The organism is Streptomyces sp. NPDC020362 (assembly GCF_040642095.1).
GTDB lineage: Bacteria > Actinomycetota > Actinomycetes > Streptomycetales > Streptomycetaceae > Streptomyces.
In genome coordinates this window covers 1-9,087 of the sequence record NZ_JBFAET010000281.1, presented here as the reverse complement: position 1 = coordinate 9,087, position 9,087 = coordinate 1, and the positions used below count along the sequence as shown (strand labels likewise).

General features: G+C 71.8%; 9 protein-coding genes. 4 read left to right on the top strand and 5 right to left on the bottom strand.

From position 1 onward, the window contains the following. Together AB0H32_RS44355 and AB0H32_RS44350 are read right to left on the bottom strand one after the other, a co-directional pair. A partial coding sequence (locus AB0H32_RS44355) for a cytosine permease (RefSeq protein ID WP_361134106.1) occupies positions 1–1,415 on the bottom strand: 1,415 nt, incomplete at its 3' end. Between the two features lie 286 nt (positions 1,416–1,701). After that, positions 1,702–2,670: a threo-3-hydroxy-L-aspartate ammonia-lyase gene (locus tag AB0H32_RS44350; protein WP_361134104.1), complete on the bottom strand. Its 969-nt coding sequence runs from the start codon at positions 2,668–2,670 to the stop codon at positions 1,702–1,704. Positions 2,671–2,839: 169 nt separating this feature from the next. Here AB0H32_RS44350 and AB0H32_RS44345 point away from each other — a divergent pair, with 169 nt between their 5' ends. Then, complete coding sequence (locus AB0H32_RS44345; protein ID WP_361134109.1) at positions 2,840–3,541, top strand: PAS domain-containing protein; 702 nt, start codon at positions 2,840–2,842, stop codon at positions 3,539–3,541. A 123-nt stretch (positions 3,542–3,664) separates the two neighbouring features. Here the strand turns inward: AB0H32_RS44345 and AB0H32_RS44340 are convergent, their stop codons facing one another. Next, positions 3,665–4,282, bottom strand: a complete 618-nt coding sequence (locus tag AB0H32_RS44340) for an AAA family ATPase (protein ID WP_361134101.1) — start codon at positions 4,280–4,282, stop codon at positions 3,665–3,667. Positions 4,283–4,575: 293 nt separating this feature from the next. On the opposite strand from AB0H32_RS44340, the gene AB0H32_RS44335 reads away from it, so the two are divergent. Further along, complete coding sequence (locus AB0H32_RS44335) at positions 4,576–5,244, top strand: O-methyltransferase (protein WP_361134098.1); 669 nt, start codon at positions 4,576–4,578, stop codon at positions 5,242–5,244. Here AB0H32_RS44335 and AB0H32_RS44330 read toward each other — a convergent pair. After that, positions 5,234–6,442 (bottom strand): MFS transporter, encoded by a 1,209-nt coding sequence (locus tag AB0H32_RS44330; RefSeq protein ID WP_361134095.1) that lies wholly within the window; start codon positions 6,440–6,442, stop codon positions 5,234–5,236. The two genes, AB0H32_RS44335 and AB0H32_RS44330, sit on opposite strands and share 11 nt — an antisense overlap. Before the next feature lie 54 nt (positions 6,443–6,496). Between AB0H32_RS44330 and AB0H32_RS44325 the strand changes: the two genes are divergently transcribed. Continuing rightward, the gene (locus AB0H32_RS44325; protein WP_361134092.1) at positions 6,497–7,240 is read left to right on the top strand and encodes a helix-turn-helix transcriptional regulator; all 744 of its coding nucleotides are present in this window, start codon (positions 6,497–6,499) and stop codon (positions 7,238–7,240) included. A 111-nt stretch (positions 7,241–7,351) separates the two neighbouring features. Next, positions 7,352–8,116 (top strand): NPP1 family protein, encoded by a 765-nt coding sequence (locus AB0H32_RS44320; protein WP_361134089.1) that lies wholly within the window; start codon positions 7,352–7,354, stop codon positions 8,114–8,116. A 76-nt stretch (positions 8,117–8,192) separates the two neighbouring features. On the opposite strand, the gene AB0H32_RS44315 is transcribed toward AB0H32_RS44320, so the two are convergent. Continuing rightward, the gene (locus AB0H32_RS44315; RefSeq protein ID WP_361134086.1) at positions 8,193–9,008 is read right to left on the bottom strand and encodes a nucleotidyltransferase domain-containing protein; all 816 of its coding nucleotides are present in this window, start codon (positions 9,006–9,008) and stop codon (positions 8,193–8,195) included. Positions 9,009–9,087 lie beyond the last annotated feature (79 nt).

Sequence of the window (9,087 nt, the reverse complement as noted above, 5' to 3'; positions counted from 1 at the left end):
AGGAAGCCGACCGCCAGGGCGGCCAGGACGCCGAGGTTGGCGTACGCCCAGGCGCCGTTCCTGCCGCCGAGGCCGAACGGCTCCAGCAGGTAGCCCTGCCAGGTGAGCCACTCGGCGGCGGTGTTGGTGACCAGGCCCCAGCCGACGGCGGTGGCACCGAGGGTGAGCAGCAGCGGCAGCACGGGCACGTCGCCGTAGCGCCCGTGCGGGCGGTGCAGGTCGCCGTCGTCGTAGTCGCGGCGGCGCAGGGCGAGATCGGCGAGCATGATGCCGCACCAGGCCGCGATGGGGACGCCCAGCGTGGTGAGGAAGCCCATGAACTGGGCGAGGAAGCTGCCGGCGAAGAAGACGATGTAGACGGAGCCCGCGATCATCAGGACGCCGTCGAAGAGCGCGGCCAGATGGCGCGGCACGGGCACCCCCGCGGAGAGCAGGGCCAGGCCGGAGGAGTAGATGTCGAGGACGGCGCCGCCGACCAGGCCGAGAACGGCGACGACGGCGAACGGCACCAGGAACCACGTGGGCAGGAGTGTGGTCAGCGCGCCGATCGGGTCGGCCGCGATCTCCCTGCTCAGGTTCGCGGAGGAACCGGCCAGCAGAAGGCCGAGGACCAGCAGGAGGAGCGGGGCCACACAGGCGCCGAAGGCGGTCCAGCCGATCACGCCCAGGCTGGAGGAACTGCGCGGCAGATAGCGGGAGTAGTCGGCGGCGGCGTTCACCCAGCCGAGACCGAAGCCGGTCATCATGAACACCAGCGCACCGACGAACTGCTGCGCGGAGCCCGCCGGGACGGCATCGACCGTGCTCCAGTGGATGTGGTCGGCCACCAGGGCGGCGTAGACGACGGTGAGCACGCCCGTGATCACCGTGATAGCCGTCTGCAGACGCATGATCAGGTCGAAACCCATGACCCCGCCGACGACGGTCAGCGCGGCCACCAGCACGAGGGCCACGACCTTGGTCCCCGTGCCGCCGCCCCAGCCCAGCCGGCCGAAGACGGTCGCGGTGGCCAGGGTGGCGAGCGCGGTGAGGACCGTCTCCCAGCCGACGGTGAGGATCCACGAGATCACCGCCGGCAGCCGGTTGCCGCGCACGCCGTAGGCGGCCCGGCTGAGCACCATCGTGGGCGCCGAACCGCGCTTTCCGGCGACTGCGACGAGGCCGCACAGGAGGAAGGAGACGATGATGCCGAGCACGCCGGCGGCGAGGGCCTGCCGGAAGGAGATGCCGAAGCCCAGGGCGAAGGCGCCGTAACTGAGGCCGAGGACGGAGACGTTCGCCCCGAACCAGGGCCAGAACAGGGTGCGTGGGGTGCCTTTGCGCTCCGCGTCCCCGATCACGTCGAGACCGTGCGTCTCCCATGGGGTCGGGCGGCCGGTGGAGGTGCTCTCGGGCCGTTCCTGCGGATGCGTCATCGCCGGCCTGTCCGTCCCGCTTGTCCTGCCCGCTTGTCCTGCCCGGCTGCCTGTCCGGACGTGCCCGGCCGAGGCTAGGACGGTGCACAAGGGGCGTCAAGGAAATACCTGGGCCACGGGTCATCGGGGAAGGCCCCGGGGCAGGTTCGCCCCCGCCGTGCACCTTCCCTGCGGCCCCGGCGCCCCCCGACCCGGCGCACCGGTGCCCCCGTGCCCCGGCGCCTCGGTGCTCCCGATCCCGGCGCCCCGGTACCCCCGTGCCCGGTCCCCCGGTGCCTTGGGGGCTTCAGCCCTTGAGCAGCTCCGCGAACCGTTCGGCGCTCACGTTGCCGCCGGACAGGATGACGCCGACCCGGCGCGGGAGCGGATCGACCCGGTGGGCCAGGAGGGCAGCCAGCGCGCTGGCACCGCTCGGCTCCACCACTGTCTTCAGGCGCTCGAAGGCGAACCGCATCGCATCCAGGATCTGCTCGTCGCTGACCAGCGAAATGCCGTCCAGCAGATGCTTGTTGAGGGAGAAGGTGAGTTCGCCGGGGATGTCGGCGGCCTGCCCGTCGGCGATGGTGCGCGGCACCGGAACGGCGACCCGGTGGCCGGCTTCCAGGGAGCGCTTGGTGTCGTCGCCGGCCTCCGGTTCGACGCCGATGACACGGATGTCCGGCAGCAGCCCCTTCGCGGCGACCGCGCTGCCGGCGACCAGCCCGCCGCCCCCGACCGGTACCACCAGGGCGTCCAGCTCGCCCGTCTCCTCGATGAGTTCCAGGGCTGCCGTGCCCTGTCCCGCGATGATGTGCGGGTGCTCGTAGGGCGGCACGAGGGTGAGACCCCGGTCGGCGGCGAGCGCTTCGCCGATCGCCACCCGGTCGCCGGTGTAGCGGTCGTAGGTGACGATCTCGGCGCCGTAACCGGCGGTGGCCTCCAGCTTGGAGCGCGGGGTGTCCTCCGGCATCACGATCACGGCGGTGGTGCCCAGTTCACGGGCGGCGAGGGCGACGGCCTGCGCGTGGTTGCCGGAGGAGTAGGCGGCGACGCCCTTGGCCAGCTGCTCGGCGGACAGCCGGGAGACGGCGTTGTAGGCACCGCGGAACTTGAACGCGCCGACGCGCTGCAGGTTCTCGCACTTGATGTGGACCTCGGCGCCGACGAGGCCGTCGAGTGTGCGCGAGCGCAGGACGGGGGTGCGGTGGGCGACACCCTTGATGCGCTGTGCGGCCTCCTGCACGTCCTGGAGCGTGACGGGCTGAGTGTGGGGCATGTACGTCCTCCGTTCTGGGCACGGCCGGCCACCTGCGCGGACCTGCCGGTGGGCCTGCCGGTCGCGGGACCGCCGGGAACCTCTTCCGGAATCCTGTCACGCCTCTGGAATCCTTGTCTAACATGTAGACGAGATGTCCAGATCGCCTGGCGAGAGCGGAGACGAGCGGATGACGGACGCACGGGCAGCGGCGGCCGCGCGGGCCCGGACCCAAGGGGCCGCCGACGAACAGGACGCGGTGATCGCCGCTCTCACGCCCGTGATCGACGGGATCGCCGCCACCTTCGGGTCCTGCTGCGAGGTGGTGATCCACGATTTCCGCCGCCCGGAGCATTCCGTCGTGGCCCTCGCCGGATCGGTGACCGGGCGCGGGGTCGGCGGGTCGATGAGCGAGATCGGCATGAAGCTCCTGGCGCTCGGCGACGAGGCGCGAGAGGAGCTGAACTACCTCACGCGCACACAGGACGGAAAGCTGGTCAAGTCCTCCACGATGCCGCTGCGCGATTCCGCCGGCGCGGTGTTCGGCGCGCTGTGCGTCAACCTCGACGTCACCGCGATCAGCCAAGTGCACGCGGTGGTCGGGGAGTTGGCCGGGATCGCCACAGCGCCGGCGGGTCTGCCGACCACCACGTTCGGCGACGACATCGGTGCGGTCGTCGACTCCATCGTGGACGCCCGCCAGCTCAGCAGCACCAAGGCGTGGACGCACCTCGGCCGCGCCGAGCGGCTGGACCTGTTCCGCGATCTCGACCGGCGCGGAGTGTTCGCCGTACGCGGCGCGGTCCAGCAGGTCGCCGCCCGCCTCGGCATCTCCCGGGCCTCGGCGTACAACTACCTGGCCCAAGCCCGGAACACGGGCGGCACCGACTGACCGGGCGCACACCCTCACGCCGACGGCGCGAGGGCTACGTGCCATGTTCCGATCATCCGACAGCCACCGCGACTCCTGTGGCAGCCACCGCGTCGCCCCGTCCGGCCCGCGCGGCCGGACAAGTCAGCCCCGGTCCCCGAAGGTCTGCCGAAGCCTCGCGAAAGCGGTGGGCCGCGGCCGGTCGGGCAGGAAGTCCCGGATGCGCAGAGCACACTCCTGCGGGGACAGCAGGCCGGTGTCCACGTCGAGGTCGTGCGGCCCGTGGGAGTGCACCTGGTCGTACTGCAGGGCGGCCAGCCCCGGCTGCCGGTCGCCCCGCTCCCGCTCACGGCGTTCCAGTTCGGGCAACGGGCAGCGGACGGCGACCAGGACCGTGTCGTCGGGTACGAGCAGATCGAGGAGGTCCAGCAGTCTCCAGCGGCGGCTGAGCGGATGGTCCACGACGAGGTTGTTGCCGGCGGCGGCCATGCCGGCGACCGCTCGGTGGAAGCCCTTGGCGGTGCGGTCGATCTCGGCCTGGAGGTCCTCGTCGGCGATGGGGTGGTCGCAGCGCATGGCATGGAAGGCGTCGACGGGCAGGTGGAACCAGGTGCCGTCGAGCAGGTCGAGGAGCGCCCGGGCGATGCTGGACTTGCCCGAACTGGACGTGCCGTTGAGCAGGATGACCGTGCCCCCCGCGGCGGTGTCGGGAATGAGCGCGTGGTCCGGGTCGGCCGGCGCCGGGGGTGTTTCGGTCTCCATGGCGTGATCCTTTCTTCCGCAAGGGTCCTGAGCCGATGCGGGTTCCGTGATCATCGCATGGCCAGGCCGGCCGAACTCAGCCTGAGGTTCCGGCTGTTGTGCGGCCGGACGCCAGGCTGCCGTGCAGCCGAACGCGCCGCTGCAGTGCGACCGGACGCCGGCTGTCGTGCGGCCGACCGCCCGGCCGTCGTGCGGCCGAACACCGACGGCCGTGGAAAAGGCGTTGACAGGATCTCGGACGGCACCAGTAAGTTCCGTTTCAGAACTTGGTGAGGGACGAAGGGGAACCCACTGTGTCTCAGCAGACCTGGACGGCCGTCGACGGGTACTTCAACGGCCTGCTCGTGGAGGAGGACGCCGCTCTGGTGGCGGCCGCCGCCGACAGCGACGCGGCAGGCCTCCCGCCGCACCAGGTCGCGCCCAACCAGGGCAAGTTGCTGCACCTGCTCGCCGGCATCAAGGGCGCCCGCACGATCCTGGAGATCGGCACACTCGGCGGCTACAGCACCATCTGGCTGGCCCGGGCCCTCCCCGAGGGTGGGCGGCTGGTCACCCTGGAGGCCGACGAGCGGTACGCCGCCGTCGCCGCCGCCAACATCGCCCGGGCCGGACTGCAGCACGTGGTGGACATCCGCGTGGGCCGGGCCCTGGATTCACTGCCCGTGCTGGAGCAGGAGGGGGTGGGCCCCTTCGACCTGGTCTTCATCGACGCCGACAAGCCGTCCAATCCCGCCTACCTGGACTGGGCCGTCAAGCTCGGCCGGACCGGCAGCGTCATCGTGGGCGACAACGTCGTGCGCGACGGCGCGGTCACCGACCCGGCCAGCACCGACCCCCGGGTCCAGGGCGTGCGCCGCTTCACCGAACTCATCGCCGAGCACCCCCGGCTGACGGCCACCACCGTGCAGACCGTCGGTGCCAAGGGCTACGACGGATTCACCCTCGCCCTCGTCACGGCCTGACCGACCAGGACGGCACGGCATCACCCGCGCCGCCGGGCCGGTCCGGTGCCGAGATCGTGCCGTCCGTGACCGGTTCGGGCAGGGTACGGAACAGCAGCCAGCTCAGCGCCGGCATCAGGACCAGCGGTGCCAGGGCAGTGCGCAGGGAGGTCGCGTCGGCGACGTGGCCCATGAGGGGACTCACCATGCCGCCGACGCTGACGGCCAGACCGAGGGTGATGCCGCTGGCGGTGCCGACCCGCGAGGGGAGGTAGTCCTGGCCGAGCGTGACCTGGAGCGAGAACGGCACGTACAGACCGGCCGAGGTCAGCGCCACGCATCCGTACAGGGCCGGCCCCGGAACGAACACCACACCCGCGACCGCCGCGACGGAGGCGAGGTACGACCAGCGGGAGACCGCGACCCGGCCCCGGCGCTGGGCCAGCGCACCGCCCAGCACGGAACCCGCCGCGCCGCCGAGGTAGAGGACGAGCAGCGCCACCGTGCCCGCCGCCGTGCTGCCGCCCATGCGCTCCTTGGCGTACAGCGAGATGAAGGTGCTCAGTCCGACGAACGCAACCGACCGGCACACCACGGCCAGCGACAGTTTCACGAACGACGCAAGGTCGTCGCTCCCGGCCGGGACCACCACTGCGGCCCCCGCGTCCGGTTGCCGCCCCAGTACGCGCAGCACCGGTAGGCACAGTGCGGCCCCGACGAGCGCAGGCAGCACCAGCAGAGGGGTCAGACGCAGTCCGCCGCCGGCCACCACGGCGGCCACCAGCGGCGGAGCCAGCGCGAATCCGACGTTGCCGCCCAGCGAGAACCAGCCCATGGCGCTGTGACTGCCCCGGCCGGCGAGCCGGGCGATGCGCGCGGACTCGGGGTGGTACGCGGCCACGCCGACGCCGGACACCGCCACGAACAGCAGGGTGAGCCCGTAGGAACCGCTCAGTCCGCTCAGGGCGATGCCCGCCCCGCCCAGCAGCGTGCCGACCGGGAGCAGCCAGGGCACCGCCCAGCGGTCGGTGAGGGCGCCGAACAGCGGTTGCGCCACCGACGACAGCAGGGAGGCGGCCAGGACGATCCCCGAGACGGCCGCGTAGCCGTAGGCACGCTCGGCGACGAAGAACGGGACGAGGGAGGCGACCGCGCCCTGGTAGACGTCGACGCAGGCGTGCCCGACGGACAGCAGAGTGATCGATACATTTCTTCGCACCCCGTCATGGTCGGGAACGGCCACCCTGTCGCGCTTCCGATAAACTGCCAACCAATGCCGCATGTCCGCCACCAGTCGACCGCCCCGACCGACACCCGTCGGCTGGCGCCGGGCGCCGAGATCGACGCCCACCGGCACGACGACCACCAGGTCGTCTATGCCGGCCGGGGAGTGCTGACCGTCACCACCAGCGCGGGATCCTGGGTCGCCCCGGGCGACCGCGCCATCTGGGTGCCCGCCGGCACCGTGCACGCCCACCGGGCCCACGGCCGGCTCGAACTCCATCTGGTGGGACTTCCCGTGACCGAGAACCCGCTCGCCCTGGACACGCCGACCGTGCTCGCCGTGGGTCCACTGCTGCGCGAACTCATCGTCGCCCACACCTGCTCCCCCGACGACGACAGCCCCGAACGGGCCCGGCTGCGCGCGGTGCTGCTCGACCAGCTGCGGGCCTCGCCCCGGCAGCCGCTGCACCTGCCGACGCCGGCCTCGCCCCTGCTGCGGACGCTGTGCGACATCCTGCGTGCCGATCCCGGCGACGGCCGCACCCTGACCCAGCTGGGCCGGGAGGTCGGGGCGAGCGACCGCACCCTGTCCCGGCTGTTCCGCAGCGACCTCGGCATGACGTTCCCTCAATGGCGCACCCAGCTGCGGCTGCACCACGCCCTGGTCCTGCTGGCCGAGCAGACACCGGTGACAACGGTGGCGCACCTGTGCGGCTGGTCGTCCGCCAGCGCGTTCATCGACGTCTTCAAGCGCACTTTCGGCCACACACCGGGCTCCCATCCGATGCACTGACGGTCATCGGCGCGACCCACGTATCGGCAACTCGCTTCCCTCCAGCCTTACTTCATTACTTGACGAAAGTCGGCGCAGCCCCCTAGGTTCGCCCCGGAGTGAGGAGCCGACATGCGCAACCTGTTGTCCACCGCCGGACTGGCAGCCGCCCTGGGCGCCTTGGCCCTCGTCGTGGCGCTCCCGGCCCAGGCCGACGCCGCCGTCCTGCAGCTGCTGCCGCAGAACGCCGACGGTCTGGAACAGACCTTCTCCCCCGCCTACGACTACGACGGCGACGGCTGCTACGCCACGGCCGCGATCGGAGTCGGCGGCACCCTCAACCCCGGTCTGAAACTCGGCGGCGACGTCAACGGCCACTGCCACGACTACGCCCAGCTGGCCAACGCCAACACCTACTCACGGGAGAAGTGCAACAGCGGCTGGTGCGCGGTGATGTACGCCAGCTACTTCGAGAAGGACCAGGCGACGCTCGGCCCGGCGGCCATCGGCCACACCCACGACTGGGAGCACGTCGTGGTGTGGGTCAACAACAACGAGGTCCAGTACGTCTCGGTGTCCCAGCACAGCGGCTACCAGGTGGCCGCCCGCTCCTCTCTCCGCTTCGACGGCACACACCCCAAGATCGTCTACCACAAGGACGGGGTCTCCACCCACGACTTCCGGTTCGCCAACGCCGGCGACGAGCCTCCGGAGAACGTGACCGGTGGCTGGTTCTACCCCCGGCTGGTGGGCTGGAACGGCTATCCCGCCGGCTACCGCGACAAGCTCACGAACGCCGACTTCGGCGCGGCCACCATCAAGATCAAGGATGGCGACTTCGCGTACGCCCTGGCGCACTCGATGCCTTCCGGCATCCCCTTCGACCCGAACGCCTGACGCCCTCGACCCGAACGCCGGCCGCCCCGCCCCGGGCGTTCACCGTGCAAGGCGGCTGCCCGACCGCGGTCCCGTGTCAGGAGGCGGACGGCCCGCAGACCTCGGTGACCAGCCTGTCGGCGGCACCGAGCGCGGCCGTGAGGGCGTCCGGGTCCGTGCCGGGCAGGGCGAACAACTCGTGTGCCCGTGCGGCGAAATCCGCCGGAGCGCCGGGAAGCCCGCCTGCAGCCCGGACAGCCCCCTTCTCGTTCACGACCCAGCAGCGGGCCCGGGCGTGCAGGGCATGCGCCAGCAGCCCGACCGCGCGGAAGAGGCAACCGGCGACGTAGAAGGCGTCCCCGCGCGCCGCTCCCTTGCGGGCGCAGCCCAGGATGAACGGCGCCTCCCAGCGGGCCTGTGCGATCAGCGCCTCGCGGAGCGGTTCCGGATAGCGGCGAGTCTCCTGCTGGAGGGCGCGCAGTTCGCCGCCGGGATCGGCCAGGACACGTCCGAGAGCGACCTCGCCCGCGTAGGCGTGCGAATACACCCCGAGCGGATGGCCGGCCTGCGTCCCGATCTCGAAGCGGCCCGCCCGGCACTGTTGCCAGATCTCGTGCACCCGGTCGAGATCGCGGTAGATCCAGTCGACATGGTGGCCGTCCACGGTCAGCCATGCCCCGCCGTCCACCCATGGCCCCCAGCCGCCCGGCTCCGTCACGTCCACCGCTTCGCCGGTCAGCTCGGCCGCCAGGGAGCGCAGCGCCGCGGTGTCCAGCGGCGGCCGGTAGTACAGACCCAGATCGGCATCGGAGTCGGGACGGTGCGTTCCCCTCGCCCGGCTGCCGCCCAGACACACTCCGACGACGCCGCCGACGTCGGTCAGCCGATCCGCGATCTCCTGCAAACGGTCCACACACCGAAGTCTGCAGAACCGGACCACCCACGGCGACCGGTTTCCCCCCGCCGGCCCCTCCCGCGCGGATGCCGTGGAC

Coding starts and splice junctions, on each gene's coding strand:
- AB0H32_RS44325 (WP_361134092.1), top strand. CDS start 6,497: ATGCCGCATGTCCGCCACCAGTCGACCGCCCCGACCGACACCCGTCGG.
- AB0H32_RS44340 (WP_361134101.1), bottom strand. CDS start 4,282: ATGGAGACCGAAACACCCCCGGCGCCGGCCGACCCGGACCACGCGCTC.
- AB0H32_RS44345 (WP_361134109.1), top strand. CDS start 2,840: ATGACGGACGCACGGGCAGCGGCGGCCGCGCGGGCCCGGACCCAAGGG.
- AB0H32_RS44320 (WP_361134089.1), top strand. CDS start 7,352: ATGCGCAACCTGTTGTCCACCGCCGGACTGGCAGCCGCCCTGGGCGCC.
- AB0H32_RS44350 (WP_361134104.1), bottom strand. CDS start 2,670: ATGCCCCACACTCAGCCCGTCACGCTCCAGGACGTGCAGGAGGCCGCA.